The following is a 14,090-nucleotide window of genomic DNA, read 5'->3' on the forward strand; positions in this document are numbered from 1 at the left end:
TACAGTGATAGCATTGTGTTTTCGTCAAATCAATGTTCGATTTTTGTTTGCAATATAGCTCATCTCTTGGTAGAATACGTAATGGTTAATTGAGAAAAACTTGGAGGTGCTCATATGTCATCAATCGTAGTAGTTGGGACACAATGGGGAGACGAAGGTAAAGGTAAAATTACAGATTTCTTAGCAGAAGAAGCAGACGTTATTGCACGTTTTTCAGGTGGTAATAACGCAGGTCATACAATTAAATTCGATGGAGAGACTTATAAATTACACTTAGTACCATCTGGTATTTTTTATAAAGACAAACTCGCTGTTATTGGTAACGGTGTAGTTGTAGATCCAGTCGCATTATTGAAAGAATTAGATGGACTAAATGAAAGAGGTATCTCTACAGATAATTTACGTATTTCAAACCGTGCGCAAGTTATTTTACCTTATCATTTAAAACAAGATGAATATGAAGAAGAGCGCCGTGGAGACAATAAAATAGGCACAACGAAAAAAGGTATCGGTCCTGCATATGTGGATAAAGCTCAACGTATTGGTATTCGTGTTGCTGATTTATTAGACAAAGCAACGTTTGAAACAAGATTAAAAGAAAACCTTGAACATAAAGCAGCGTATTTCAAAGGCATGTTCGATAAAGAATGTCCTACATTTGAAGAAATTTTCGATGCTTATTATGAAGCTGGACAACGCTTAGCACCATTCGTTACAGATACAGCTAAAGTATTAGATGATGCATTTGTTGCAGAAGAAAAAGTATTATTCGAAGGTGCACAAGGTGTAATGTTAGACATTGACCATGGTACATATCCATTTGTTACATCAAGTAATCCAGTTGCTGGGAACGTAACTGTAGGTGGCGGTGTAGGTCCAACATTCGTTTCTAAAGTCATTGGTGTATGTAAAGCTTATACATCACGTGTAGGTGACGGTCCATTCCCAACGGAATTATTTGACGAAGATGGTCATCATATCCGTGAAGTTGGTCGTGAATACGGTACAACAACAGGACGTCCACGTCGTGTCGGTTGGTTTGACTCAGTAGTATTACGTCATTCTCGTCGTGCAAGTGGTATTACTGACCTTTCTATTAACTCAATCGACGTCTTAACAGGTTTAGACACAGTGAAAATTTGTACAGCATATGAGCTAGATGGTAAAGAAATTACTGAGTACCCAGCAAACTTAAGTGACTTACAAAGATGCCAACCTATCTTTGAAGAATTGCCAGGTTGGACAGAAGATGTCACAAAATGTCGTACATTAGATGAATTACCAGATAACGCACGTAGATACTTAGAACGTATTTCTGAATTATGTAATGTTAACATTTCAATCTTCTCAGTAGGTCCAGATCGTAATCAAACAAACTTAATTGTACCTTTATGGTAATAATATAGTTAGTCCTTATCGACAACAGTTTTCTGTCTGTCGATAAGGACTTTTTTGTGCTATAAATGAGGGTGATTGTGCGGGTTGTCTATCCGAGAGGCTTACAGCTAACATATTACAGTGGGTTTTATACAGTAACGGTAAAAAAGAAGCTAGGATGCGCACTTAGTGTTAGCACAATAATGTTGCTATGTGTAGCAGGTAATAACTATTAAGTGATGGCGTGCAGACGTTAGTCGTTGCTTGTTCGCAAGCATAGTAGTGAATAGAACGTTCATGCAGATTATAAGATAATGCGTTCTCTATGTTGCGTATCGCTCGACAGAGAAAATCATTATATTGAAGGTTATTTGTTAAGCGAGTTAACGGTTTTTTTAGCTACTAACAGCGGTTAATCAAACGAATTCACACTTTATACAATTAATAAGGAAAATTATACTAAAAAAATTTAAAAAATAGCTTGTCTTCATTACGAAGAGTTGCTATAATTATTTTTGTGCTTAAGAGAGGCTCCTTGGTCAAGCGGTTAAGACACCGCCCTTTCACGGCGGTAACACGGGTTCGAGTCCCGTAGGAGTCACCATTTTTTAGGTCTCGTAGTGTAGCGGTTAACACGCCTGCCTGTCACGCAGGAGATCGCGGGTTCGATTCCCGTCGAGACCGTATTGCCCATCCAATAGGATGGGCATTTTTTTGTGCGTTTAACTAGAAAATAGCTTATGATGAGGAGTAAGAGGAGGCAAAGTTATGAGTGGTAACCAACAACTACATGAGTTAGATTTTATTGATTTACTCAGCGAACGTCATGCGCAATTGAGACAGCTAACTGAAACAGCAGCTAATGTGGATCAGGAAAGCAAAATATCATCTTCAGAGTGGTATATCATCTCTATTATTGGTGCCGAAACATATACCTTGTCTGAATTAACAGCACTCGTGAAATTGACGCGCCAAGCGATACACAAAACGATTAAACAACTAGAACAAAAAGAGCTTGTAGTACTAAAAGCAGTCACAGGTAATAAAAAAGAAAAATGTGTAAACCTTACAACTTTAGGTCATGATTTATGGCAACGCAATCAGACTTATCAACAAGAATTAGAACAACATATTAAAACAACGATAGGCGTAGCTCAATTTGAGCAATTAAAAGCATTACTTCAAACAGATTGGGATTTACCTACTATAGCTAAAAAATGACTGAGTTAAACACTTAATTGAGTCTTAGATATATTAATCGTCGGTGTATTGTCTTATGCTGACTGACCATTATTAGAGCGAGTACAGGAAAGCGACAATATTAAATGCTTTCACACGCGCTCTTATTTTTTATATTATTGTCAACCTAGTTGACAATTTTATATATATTTTGGTAAAGTAACAAAGTTAGTATTATGGAGGTGTGCTAGACGGCATGATGTCTCAGGCTATGAGTCGGAGTGTTTTAGTTCGACTACATAGTTTAGACGAAGTAATACGGAAATAACATAAAGAAAAAGGGAGATTATGTCACAATGGCAACACAAGTAGAAGTACAAAGACCAAAGCTATTTGCATTTGTCTTAATGATTGGTGGATTTATGGGCTTATTTAGTGAAACAGCTCTAAATATGGCTTTAACAGATATTATGGCAGACTTTCAAATCGAAGCAGCATTGGCACAATGGTTAACGACAGGTTATTTACTAACGATGGCTTGTATGGTACCCATTTCAGCATATTTAACGAAATGGTTTAGTACTAGAACACTCGTTTTTGCAGGCTTAATATTATCGTTAGTAGGAGTTATTAGTGGTGCTTTAGCACCTAATTTTGGAGTGCTATTAGCCGGACGTGTGATTCAAGCATTAGGTACGGGGCTATTATTACCTATTATGATTACAGTATTAATGTTAATTTTTCCGCTAGAAAAGCGAGGCGCTGTGATGGGAATAATGGGACTCGTAATTACAGCAGGACCCGCCGTAGGTCCAACTTTAGCAGGTATTATTATTTCAGCTTCAAGCTGGCATTTTATCTTTTGGATTAGTGCACTGTTATACATCGTAGTGCTATGTATTGCACTGACTACAGTAGAAAATGTGGCAGAGTTAACTCGACCACGTATTGATATTATCTCAATCTTACTATCGACACTTAGCTTTGCGTGCTTAATATTTGCCTTAAGTTCAATGGGCACAGCATCATTAACACAATGGATTGTCTGGGTGCCATTAGTTGTTGGTATTATTAGTTTGATCGTATTCACACTACGTCAGTTTAGCTTAAATGAGCCAATGCTCAATTTACGCGTGTTTAAATACCCAATGTTTACGTTGGGAGCGTTACTAGTATTTTTAGTTATCTTATGTATTTTGTCTACAGGTATTTTATTACCATTATATTTAAAAGGAGCATTATTATTTAGTTCAGTTATAGCAGGACTTATATTGCTACCGGGTAATGCTGTGAATTTATTATTGTCACCTGTAGTTGGTTCATTATTTGATCGTTATGGTGCACGCTATTTCTGTATATTTGGATTTGCGACTATGTTTATCGCTACATTAATCTTTACGTTAACGATTTCGACAACGACACCAGTGTGGATCATTATTTGTGCCTTTATGCTACTCTTTGTCGGTATTTCAATGGTAATGATGCCAGCACAAACAAATGCCTTAAATCAGCTACCACAAGCATTGTATGCAGATGGTTCAGCAACGATTACTACATTAATTCAAGTCGGGGCTCAGCAGGAACAGCTATCGCGATTGCTATTTATACGAATCATATGCAACAAGTTACTGCAGCAAAAGCACAACTAGCCCCAGAAGCAATTGTCTCTAGTGGTATTCAGTTTACCTTTATCTTCATTTGTGCAATAACTGTCATAGGTTTTATTTGTGCACTCTTTATAAAGAAACAGAAACAAGTGTAAGACTTAAGTAATTGCTGTGAAGAACATGAGAAGAACGAACGTAATATTGAAATGGGATTTATTGCTAATATGTATTATAAGACTGGAACAGAAAATTGTTTCAGTCTTCTTTTTATAGTTCTCGTCACAAGCTCTTTTGTTCGCCTGCAACTTAAGTTAAGATAAAAGTACGTATGTGGGAAAATAGAAAAATTCAGAATTGTAGCGGAACATGGTATAATTATACAATGCACTCAAATTATTTTTTATTTGGATAAATAGAATTCGCTTGCTATAAATGGTAAATTATATAATAGAGTACTGTGTAATTATTGAATAAAATACACAATTTAGAAATGAGGTTTATAATATGGCTAGAAAAGTTGTTGTAGTCGATGATGAAAAACCAATTGCTGATATTTTAGAATTTAACTTAAAAAAAGAAGGATATGAAGTATTCTGCGCGTACGATGGTAACGATGCAGTGGACTTAATATATGACGAAGAGCCAGATATTGTCTTGCTAGATATTATGTTACCTGGGCGTGACGGTATGGAAGTATGTCGTGAAGTACGTAAGAAATATGAAATGCCAATCATTATGTTAACAGCTAAAGATTCAGAAATTGATAAAGTCTTAGGTTTAGAATTAGGTGCAGATGATTACGTGACGAAGCCGTTTAGTACACGTGAGTTAATTGCACGTGTGAAAGCGAACTTACGTCGTCATTATTCACAACCAGCACAAGAAGTTAACGAAGAGACTAATGAAATTGTGATTAAAGATATTACAATTTATCCAGATGCTTATTCGATTAAAAAACGTGGTGATGATATCGAATTGACTCACCGTGAATTTGAATTGTTCCATTATTTATCTAAACATATGGGGCAAGTTATGACACGTGAACATTTATTACAAACAGTTTGGGGCTATGACTATTTTGGTGATGTACGTACGGTAGACGTAACAATTCGTCGTTTACGTGAAAAAATCGAGGATGATCCTTCACATCCAGAATATATCGTGACTCGTCGAGGCGTTGGATATTTTCTCCAACAACATGATTAGAGGCCACGTAGATGAAATGGCTTAAACATTTTCAATCTCTACACACGAAGCTTGTTATTGTCTATGTATTACTAATTGTCATCGGGATGCAAATTATCGGTTTGTATTTTACCAATAGTCTTGAGAAAGAACTGACTCAAAGTTTTAAAAATAATATTACGCAGTATGCGAAACAAATCGAAATAAATATCGAAAAAGTATACGATAGTGACGGTTCTGTAAACGCACAAAAAGAAGTGCAAGACTTGTTGAATGAGTATGCGAACCGTCAAGAAATCGAAGAAATTCGTTTTATTGATCGCGATCAAATTATTATGGCTACGTCTAAGCAGTCTACGCGTAGTCTAATTAACCAACGAGCGAATGATAATTCCATCCAAAAAGCTTTGTCGATTGGTGAAGCGAACAGTCATACTATGTTAAAAGATTATGGTAATGGTAAACAACGTATGTGGGTTTACAATTTGCCAGTCAAAACGTCTGACGGGACAGTAATTGGCGATATCTACATAGAGGCTGATATTAATGATGTATATAATCAGTTAAGTAGCATTAATCAAATCTTTATTGTTGGTACGGGCATTTCGTTGTTAATTACAGTTATACTTGGGTTCTTTATTGCACGTACTATCACGAAACCAATTACAGATATGCGTAACCAAACGATTGAAATGTCGAAAGGTAATTATACGCAGCGTGTGAAAATTTATGGTAACGACGAAATTGGAGAGCTCGCATTAGCATTTAATAACTTGTCGAAACGTGTACAAGAAGCACAAGCTAATACGGAAAGTGAGAAGCGGCGCTTAGATTCCGTCATCACGCATATGAGTGATGGTATTATCGCCACAGATCGTCGTGGTCGTATTCGTATTGTCAATGACATGGCATTGAAGATGATGGGGACAACAAAAGAAGATATTATCGGTTACTTCATGTTAAATATTTTGAAATTGGAAGATGAATTTTCATTAGATGAAATTCAAGAAAGTAATGAAAGTTTCTTATTAGATATTAATGAAGTAGAAGATATTATTGCCCGTGTGAATTTCAGTACTATTGTCCAAGAAACAGGCTTTGTTACAGGGTATATTGCCGTAATGCATGATGTTACAGAACAACAACAAGTTGAACGTGAACGTCGCGAATTCGTAGCTAACGTGTCACATGAATTACGGACACCATTAACGTCTATGAATAGTTATATTGAAGCCTTAGAAGAAGGTGCGTGGAAAGATGGAAAATTGGCACCGCAATTCCTATCTGTTACACGAGAAGAAACAGAACGTATGATACGTTTAGTTAATGATTTATTACAATTATCGAAAATGGATAATGAATCAGAACAAATTACAAAAGAAATTGTAGATTTTAATTCCTTTATTAATAAAATTATTAATAGACATGAGATGTCAGCGAAAGAAACACAATTTGTGCGTGAAATTCCAAACAACACTATCTTTACAGAACTTGATCCAGACAAAATGACACAAGTATTTGATAATGTCATTACCAACGCCATAAAATATTCTCGTGGTGATAAACGCGTCGAGTTTCACGTGAAACAAAACGCATTATATAATCGTATGACGATTCGTATTAAAGACAATGGTATTGGTATTCCAATCAATAATGTGGATAAAATATTTGATCGTTTCTATCGAGTAGATAAAGCACGAACGCGTAAGATGGGTGGTACAGGTTTAGGACTCGCAATTTCCAAAGAGATTGTTGAAGCTCATAATGGACGCATTTGGGCGAACAGTGTCGAAGGACAAGGTACGTCAATCTTTATTACACTTCCTTGTGAAGTCATTGAAGATGGTGATTGGGATGCAGAATAAAGAACTAATTAAAACGATTATCCTTGTTATCTTAGTGCTTATGAGTGGCGTCCTCACTTATATGACTTGGAATTTCTCGCCAGACTTAGCTAATGTCGATAATCAGACAGACAAAGACAAGCAAACACATGCTATCGGTAAACCACTTAATCAAGGTATGGAGCAAGTTGTGACACCGTATCAAATCATTCATTCAAAAGGTGAAGATACGGAAGGTGTCACAGCGACTAAAGATAACGTTAAAACAATGTTGGACCCATTAATGGATCAACGTGTCACACGAGCTGAACGTATGCACAGTCAACATAATTTGATTATTCCAGATTTAAGTGATGATTTTGTAGTACTTGATTTTACGTATGATATGCCTTTAGCAACATATTTAGGACAATCACTAAATATCAGTGCGAAAATACCGAATAACTTTAAATTTAATCGCTTATTAATTGACCAAAGTCACAATGGTAAAGTTCAATTATATGCGGTGAGTAAAGACAGACATGATGTCGTGCGCATGACGACAACAGCAAAAACAAGTAAATTGAAACAAGCTTTAAGTAGCTTAAACAAAAAAATGCAACCTTACACTGAAATTATTACGAGTAAGGACACTATCGATAAAGCGACACATATTTATGCACCAGATGATCCTAAAGGATTAAAATCATATCGCACGATTTATAATCGTATTAGTGTGGATGCGATGAATGCAATTCTCTTTAATGATTCGCTAGTTGTGCGTAGTGCGAAAAGTGGAACTACGACTTACAATAATAATACTGGCGTTGCAAATTACAATGATGAAACCGAACGTTATCGTTATACTAATTTGTCAGAGGATGAAGACCGCTCAAATAATATGAAAGATACGATACCAAGTACATTTGACTATATTAATAGTCACGGAGGTTTCACAGATGATTTCCGTCTATTTAGTACAAATAACGATAGTGGTGAATTAACGTATCAACTATTTTTAAATGGGCGACCAACCTTTAATGAAAAGGACTTAAATCAAATTAAAGTATCATGGAGTGAGAAAGGCATATTTAGTTATGCCCGTTCCTTATTAAAAACAAATGTTACGATTGATAGTGGTGACAGTGAAACTGATTTACCGGGTGCTGAAGAAGTGAGATCATCTTTAGCAAATAACAGAACTATTGATTTTGAGAAAGTGACAGACTTAGCAATTGGTTATACGATGAATGATAAACCGGATAATAAAGATATTGAAATTCAACGTAATAGTGAATTTACGCCACAATGGTATGTTGAATATGACGGCAAATGGCATCCGTATAAAGATGGGAGGCTAGAATAATGAACTGGAAACGTGCAAAAACATTATTTATCATCGTCTTTATTCTAGTTAATATCTCCCTGATTGTGATTTATATCGATAAAGTAAATAAATCACATATCAATGAAAGCAAGGACGAAAATAAAGTAGATTTCAAACAAGAAGAAATCACTATTCCGCAACATCTTCAATCCGTCGATGGCGTAAAAATGCAGTTACTGACTGCACGCTCGAAAGATTTTTCGTCTTATGCGAAGGACAAAGATGATGTATCTGCGGAGTCATCTGGACGTGTAGCCAAAGGAGATATGAAAGACGCCATCAGTATTAAAAATGATGCCTTTACCGATTTGAAAAAATTCATTGTCGATGATGTGTATAAAGGTACACAATATCAAATGAGCGATGTCAGCGATGATAAAGTAACCTTCGAACAAACATATCAATCATTTCCGATTATGAATAATAATAAAGCACAATTGACGTTCAATATTAATGACGATGAAGAGGCCACAGATTATAGACAAACGGCTATGCAGACAATAGAACCGTCTAAAGGTGAAAATAACAGCAAAAAACAAGTCATCAGTGCACGATCAGCAATTGAAGCACTGTATTACAATCGTTATTTAAAACAAGATGACGAAGTGACGAAATTACGCCTTGGTTATTACACCGTAGTTAAAGAGCCTAATGTGCAAGTATTAGAAGGTAACTGGGAAATCAAAGTTAAACATGCTGGCGAGGACAAAGTAAAAACATACTACGTTGAAGCCGTCTCAAAAAGTCCTAAAATAATCGAAGAAAGTTAAATAATGAGCGCTTACCCAGACGGTAGGCGCTCATTTTGTATATAAAATACACAACTGCAAATTGAAAATATAAAATTTGTAAGTAAGGAAGTGGATATCTTGATAGTATTATAGAGGAGTAAGTGCCATCAAGCGCTAAATAATTATTAATAAGAAACTAGTTGTGTTATTTTAAAGCATTACACATCATGAGTGAAAGAGGGACCTAACAATCGTATATGTAACGCGGGAGTGTGTTGAATATTATTTAAAGCACTTAACATAGCCATTGTGATAATGAAAGCGAGTATGACTATGATTTATATAAAACTATCAAAGATATTATTGCAACTGTAATTACATAGAGCAACTTTAAGTTGCTCCTAAAGTGATTGTAGCACTATTTTAAAATATAGTTAGTGGTTTAGCGCACAAGGTAAAATATCAACAGTGAATAACAAAAAATAGTAATATAGTTTGGGCGCTGTTAACAAGAAAATGCTAGAGGCACAGTAACGGTTGACTGCGTGCACTATTTCCCGGGCTATAATGTTAATAGGATATAGTGGATATGCAACAACTTTGGATTGAGTGAATTATTTTAGAAACTTTGTTTTCCCACAAGTCCTACGACCATGATTTTGACAGAATTTTAAAATCAGAGTAATTGATGACGCATAACATAACTTGTTATAGTATAATGTAATAGTGAAATTCAAGAACGGGACGATGAATCAAATCACAGCACGTAGAACGTACATATGAATGTCATACGAGTTACTGTAAACGGTCAGTGAAGTATAGCAGTAACAACGATATGACTGATGAGCAACGTGATAAATTTAAATTTTTGAAGCAACTGTGAAGACGATAGACATGTTTAGAGATGTCGATGTAGATGTAGCAGTGTGTTCTTAGTAGAAAGGGTGAAACCGCTTGATACGAATGAGTGTCTTAGCAAGTGGTAGTACAGGAAATGCGACGTATGTCGAAAGCGATAAAGGTAGTATCCTAGTAGACGTAGGTCTTACAGGTAAAAAGATGGAAGAACTATTTAGTCAGATTAATAAAAATATAGCTGATTTAAATGGTATTTTAGTAACACATGAACATATTGACCACATTAAAGGTTTAGGCGTTTTAGCGCGCAAGTATAACTTGCCTATTTATGCCAATGAAAAAACGTGGTCAGCGATTGAGAAAAAAGACAACAAAATTCCGCTGGATCAGAAATTTATTTTCAATCCATATGAAACAAAATCTTTAGCAGGTTTTGATATTGAGTCATTTAACGTATCTCACGATGCAATTGATCCACAGTTTTATATTTTCCATAACAACTATAAGAAATTTACGATGTTGACCGATACAGGTTATGTATCAGACCGCATGAAAGGTATGATTCAAGGTAGCGATGCCTTTATGTTTGAAAGTAATCATGATGTGGATATGTTACGTATGTGTCGCTATCCATGGAAAACAAAACAACGTATTCTCGGAGATACAGGGCATGTCTCAAATGAAGATGCCGGATTAGCTATGTCAGATGTGATTACAGGCAGTACAAAACGTATTTACTTATCACATTTATCTCAAGATAATAATATGAAAGATTTAGCACGTATGAGTGTGGCACAAGTATTGAATGAGCGTGATATTGATACTGAGCGAGAAGTATTATTATGTGATACAGATAAAGCCCAAGCCACACCAATTTATACATTATAATAAGTCATAAGTAACTAGAACACCTTTACGATATCGTAAAGGTGTTTTTTGCGTTAAAGCATATGCTGTAAATTTAATATTGGACGAATAGTAAGAGTAAAATATTACTTTAGTATGAGCAAGTTGTGTTGGTCTTAATCAAAGAATAAGCAGAAATAATCCACAGTGGATAACTATAAAGCTGATGTAAAGGGATATAAAGAAAGTGTAAATAACTGTGAATAACTATGTAAGACAGAAGGGTAGTTATCCACTGTTTTGTCCATAGTTATCCAGAGATGTGCACAATTCACATGTGGATACCCACATTATACACAGAGTTATCCACAAATTAACAAGTTATACAGTCATTTTTGTTTATAAATCGTAAATTTTGTACAAAAATCGTATACATTCTTGTTATAATAAGAGGGTATCATGTGCACAAGTGTATAACTTGTGGATAAGTATAATAACTTATAAACACATCGGAGGAAATTATGAAAATTACAATACTCGCAGTTGGTAAATTAAAAGAAAAATATTGGAAACAAGCATTAGCAGAATACGAAAAACGATTAGGTGGCTACACTAAAATTGAACTGATCGAAGTAGCAGATGAAAAAGCACCGGAAAACCTGAGCGACAAAGAAGTAGAACAAGTCAAAGCGAAAGAAGGACAACGTCTACTTGCTAAAGTTAAACCACAATCCACAGTCATCACCCTTGAAATCAAAGGCAAAATGTTAACATCCGAGGGCCTAGCACAAGAACTCCAAGGTAGAATGACCCAAGGCCAAAGCGACTTTACCTTTATCATAGGCGGTTCACACGGTCTCCACCAAGACGTCTTAAGCAGAAGCAACTACGCCCTGTCATTCAGTTCCATGACCTTCCCACACCAAATGATGCGCGTCATGCTCATCGAACAAATCTACAGAGCCTTTAAGATCATGAAAGGCGAAGCATATCATAAATGATGCGGTTTTTTAATGATTAATAAAATGTATTGTGAAATATTTATGCTTGATCAATAGTTTATTATATTTGAATTAAAAAGTATTATGTAGAAAAAGAAGGCCTAGATGAATACTTAGCAAAGAGTATTTTTAAAAGCAAGGGAGATGATTTTATGGGCATTAATATTCAATATTTTGAAGAAAAGGATGCTGAGGAAATTGTTAAGTTGATTCATCGAGCAATGTTTGAAACGAACATCTCTGATTATTCTAAAGAAGATTTGGTAAAAGATGCTGAGAATATAACCGTGTCGTCAATCATCGAAAGAGCTTCTTGGACTCACTTTTATGTATTTAGAGATGAGGAGACTATCATTACGACAGGTGCAATTGGTCCCTATTGGGATAGTCTAACAGAGAGTAGTTTTTTCACTATTTTTGTTTTACCTGAATACCAAGGTAAAGGGGTTGGAAAACTTATTATTAATACATTGGAAGACGATGAGTTTTATAAGAGAGCTAGCTGGATAGAGATACCAGCATCAATTACTGCAGTTCCTTTTTATCAGAAGTTTGGCTATAACTTCAAGGATGGAGTTAGTAATGCTGATGAGGAAGGTATAGTAAGAATGGAGAAAAAACTTTACGACTTAAATTAACGTTACAAGTTAAGTAATTTTTAGTAAAATTATTAGTCTGATTTACAGATAAAAAGTAATAAATATACTATATTTTAAAAAAGTTCGTTATTTATCTAGTATAAAATAACGCGTCCAATATTAATTATTACTAAATTTTGATATATTTAAAGAAAGATTAAGTTTAGGGTGGATGAATGAATGGCTTATCAAAGTGAATATGCATTAGAAAATGAAGTGCTACGACAACTTGAGAGTTTAGGATACGAACGAGTAAGTATACATAACGTTGAACAACTACATGATAATTTTCGGAACATTATCAATGAACGTCATAAGGATAAATTAAATGGAAAACCGCTGACGGATCGTGAGTTTGAACGTTTAATGACAGGGATTAACGGTAAGTCTGTCTTTGACAGTGCGATGCAATTACGCGATCGCTATGTACTAAAGAGAGATGATGATACGGATCTTTACATAGATTTCATGAACTTAAAACAATGGTGTCAGAATAAATGACGATAACAGCACAATACTTTACATTTTCCAGACGTAATTATTTCTACCATCTTTTGATAGCCCGAACGTTTTGTATGTCGTCCGCTTCGCTTATCATCATAGAATGTTACATTAGACCATCCATATTGCTTAGCAGTATCCAAAATGAGTGATTTTTGAGTAGCTAAGCTTTGTTGTTTGAGTGTACTTTGACGTACGTAACCAATGACTTCTACCATTAATTTCACCTCCAAAAAAATAATATATATTTATGAATGAATTCAAATAAAGGTCCAACGTGTCATCAACACGTTGGACCGCCATAATTAGTTATTGTTATTTAATACTTCAATAACTAATTCATTTAATTAACAAATCCTATTACTTTTTTGGTAAAAAATCATTGTGAGATATTCTGTAATAAATTAATTATCATTTTCGTGTATAGTGGATAGATTACGTTAATCATTATTTTATTAGATGAATATTATTGAAATTGATAAGTAATAATAGTTAAATATTAAATCAAAAATGAGATGAAATTAAAAAATCTAATTAAAAAAGTTTCTGATAAAGCAAATAGGGAATAACTAAATATAATAAGATATAGGAGTGATTTGGTTATGAGTAAAACAGCAATAGTCACAGGTTCAGCAGGCGGATTAGGAAAAGGTATTGCAGAACGATTGGCCAATGATGGATTTAATATAGTATTACAAGATATTAATGAAGAACTTCTATTAGAAACTGAGAAAGAGTTCAAAGAAAAAGGATATAAAGTATCTGCTTTTAGAAGCGATGTTTCTAAGAAAAAAGAGCAAGAAGAGTTAGTTAAATTTGCAGAAACAGAATTTGGCCAATTGGATGTTATGGTAAATAATGCAGGGGTAGATGCAGTTAGTCCAATTTTAAAAATTGATGAAGATGAATTGAATAAATTGTTTAATATTAATGTGTTTGGAACATTATTTGGTATTC

Annotated in this window: 10 protein-coding genes, 2 tRNA genes and 3 pseudogenes; 14 read left to right on the top strand and 1 reads right to left on the bottom strand. The window is 34.8% G+C overall.

From position 1 onward, the window contains the following. Positions 1–114 precede the first annotated feature (114 nt). The 13 genes and pseudogenes from JVU85_RS11765 to JVU85_RS11825 form a co-directional block, all read left to right on the top strand. Positions 115–1,398 carry an adenylosuccinate synthase gene (locus tag JVU85_RS11765; protein WP_204172630.1) on the top strand — a complete coding sequence of 428 codons (1,284 nt, stop codon included), beginning with the start codon at positions 115–117 and terminating at the stop codon, positions 1,396–1,398. A 508-nt stretch (positions 1,399–1,906) separates the two neighbouring features. Next, positions 1,907–1,981, top strand: a tRNA-Glu gene (locus tag JVU85_RS11770). 7 nt (positions 1,982–1,988) lie between these two features. Continuing rightward, positions 1,989–2,061 (top strand) — tRNA-Asp (locus tag JVU85_RS11775). Positions 2,062–2,145: 84 nt separating this feature from the next. Next, positions 2,146–2,598 (top strand): MarR family winged helix-turn-helix transcriptional regulator, encoded by a 453-nt coding sequence (locus JVU85_RS11780; RefSeq protein ID WP_002510628.1) that lies wholly within the window; start codon positions 2,146–2,148, stop codon positions 2,596–2,598. 314 nt (positions 2,599–2,912) lie between these two features. After that, positions 2,913–4,318: pseudogene (locus JVU85_RS11785) on the top strand (DHA2 family efflux MFS transporter permease subunit). A gap of 349 nt (positions 4,319–4,667) precedes the next feature. Then, entirely contained in the window at positions 4,668–5,369 is a 702-nt protein-coding gene (yycF, locus tag JVU85_RS11790) for a response regulator YycF (protein WP_002510630.1), read from the top strand. A gap of 11 nt (positions 5,370–5,380) precedes the next feature. Then, positions 5,381–7,213: a cell wall metabolism sensor histidine kinase WalK gene (walK, locus tag JVU85_RS11795; RefSeq protein WP_204172631.1), complete on the top strand. Its 1,833-nt coding sequence runs from the start codon at positions 5,381–5,383 to the stop codon at positions 7,211–7,213. Next, entirely contained in the window at positions 7,203–8,537 is a 1,335-nt protein-coding gene (locus JVU85_RS11800) for a YycH family regulatory protein (protein ID WP_002510632.1), read from the top strand. Before walK ends, JVU85_RS11800 begins: the two co-directional genes overlap by 11 nt. Next, on the top strand, positions 8,537–9,328 hold the full coding sequence (locus JVU85_RS11805; protein ID WP_107373650.1) for a two-component system regulatory protein YycI: 792 nt from the start codon (positions 8,537–8,539) through the stop codon (positions 9,326–9,328). The genes JVU85_RS11800 and JVU85_RS11805 overlap by 1 nt, the downstream gene beginning before the upstream one ends. Before the next feature lie 924 nt (positions 9,329–10,252). Further along, positions 10,253–11,035 carry an MBL fold metallo-hydrolase gene (locus JVU85_RS11810; RefSeq protein WP_204172635.1) on the top strand — a complete coding sequence of 261 codons (783 nt, stop codon included), beginning with the start codon at positions 10,253–10,255 and terminating at the stop codon, positions 11,033–11,035. A 479-nt stretch (positions 11,036–11,514) separates the two neighbouring features. Further along, a complete protein-coding gene (rlmH, locus tag JVU85_RS11815) occupies positions 11,515–11,994 on the top strand; it encodes a 23S rRNA (pseudouridine(1915)-N(3))-methyltransferase RlmH (protein WP_204172632.1) in 480 nt (159 codons plus the stop codon). A 152-nt stretch (positions 11,995–12,146) separates the two neighbouring features. Then, on the top strand, positions 12,147–12,632 hold the full coding sequence (locus JVU85_RS11820) for a GNAT family N-acetyltransferase (RefSeq protein ID WP_204170815.1): 486 nt from the start codon (positions 12,147–12,149) through the stop codon (positions 12,630–12,632). Between the two features lie 180 nt (positions 12,633–12,812). Then, a pseudogene (locus JVU85_RS11825) lies at positions 12,813–13,130 on the top strand (PDDEXK family nuclease); the annotation flags it as partial. A 2-nt stretch (positions 13,131–13,132) separates the two neighbouring features. On the opposite strand, the pseudogene JVU85_RS11830 reads toward JVU85_RS11825, so the two are convergent. Next, positions 13,133–13,351, bottom strand: a pseudogene (locus JVU85_RS11830) (recombinase family protein); the annotation flags it as partial. A 384-nt stretch (positions 13,352–13,735) separates the two neighbouring features. Between JVU85_RS11830 and JVU85_RS11835 the strand changes: the two are divergent. Further along, positions 13,736–14,090, top strand: a 355-nt coding sequence (locus JVU85_RS11835; protein ID WP_204172633.1) for an SDR family NAD(P)-dependent oxidoreductase, incomplete at its 3' end; no start/stop codon positions are given.

The organism is Staphylococcus sp. GDY8P72P (assembly GCF_016890655.1).
GTDB classification, from domain to species: domain Bacteria; phylum Bacillota; class Bacilli; order Staphylococcales; family Staphylococcaceae; genus Staphylococcus; species Staphylococcus arlettae.

Coding starts and splice junctions, on each gene's coding strand:
- JVU85_RS11765 (WP_204172630.1), top strand. CDS start 115: ATGTCATCAATCGTAGTAGTTGGGACACAATGGGGAGACGAAGGTAAA.
- JVU85_RS11780 (WP_002510628.1), top strand. CDS start 2,146: ATGAGTGGTAACCAACAACTACATGAGTTAGATTTTATTGATTTACTC.
- yycF (WP_002510630.1), top strand. CDS start 4,668: ATGGCTAGAAAAGTTGTTGTAGTCGATGATGAAAAACCAATTGCTGAT.
- walK (WP_204172631.1), top strand. CDS start 5,381: ATGAAATGGCTTAAACATTTTCAATCTCTACACACGAAGCTTGTTATT.
- JVU85_RS11800 (WP_002510632.1), top strand. CDS start 7,203: ATGCAGAATAAAGAACTAATTAAAACGATTATCCTTGTTATCTTAGTG.
- JVU85_RS11805 (WP_107373650.1), top strand. CDS start 8,537: ATGAACTGGAAACGTGCAAAAACATTATTTATCATCGTCTTTATTCTA.
- JVU85_RS11810 (WP_204172635.1), top strand. CDS start 10,253: ATGAGTGTCTTAGCAAGTGGTAGTACAGGAAATGCGACGTATGTCGAA.
- rlmH (WP_204172632.1), top strand. CDS start 11,515: ATGAAAATTACAATACTCGCAGTTGGTAAATTAAAAGAAAAATATTGG.
- JVU85_RS11820 (WP_204170815.1), top strand. CDS start 12,147: ATGGGCATTAATATTCAATATTTTGAAGAAAAGGATGCTGAGGAAATT.